The sequence below is a fragment of the Parachitinimonas caeni genome (assembly GCF_030129945.1).
Lineage (GTDB): Bacteria > Pseudomonadota > Gammaproteobacteria > Burkholderiales > Chitinimonadaceae > Parachitinimonas > Parachitinimonas caeni.
The window spans coordinates 1-288 of sequence record NZ_JARRAF010000250.1; the positions used below are offsets into that span (position 1 = coordinate 1).

The 288-nt window shown below is 65.6% G+C and carries 1 protein-coding gene; it reads right to left on the reverse strand.

What is annotated here, in order from left to right; all coding sequences use genetic code 11:
- Positions 1–241: IS66 family insertion sequence element accessory protein TnpB (tnpB, locus tag PZA18_RS24550; protein ID WP_284103504.1), on the reverse strand; the 241-nt coding region annotated here is incomplete at its 3' end.
- Positions 242–288: the final 47 nt, after the last annotated feature.

Genomic DNA, 288 nt, shown 5'->3' on the forward strand with positions numbered 1-288 from the left:
TCTGCGGCCAGACGAAGCGGCCCGTGTGCAGTCGCCGGACACAGAGCCAGACGCCATTGCCATCCCACACCAGCAGCTTGATCCGGTTGCCAGCCCGGTTGCGGAAGGCATAGGCACTGCCATCGGTCGGGATCCGTCCCAGCGACTGCTGCACCCGCAGTGACAGGCCATCCACCCCCAGCCGGATATCCACCGGCTCGACCGCCAGAAAGACCTGGGCCGGACTCAGTGCACTACTCATGGCAATTGCCGCAGTAGCGCCAGCACGTCGGTCGCAGACCAACTGGC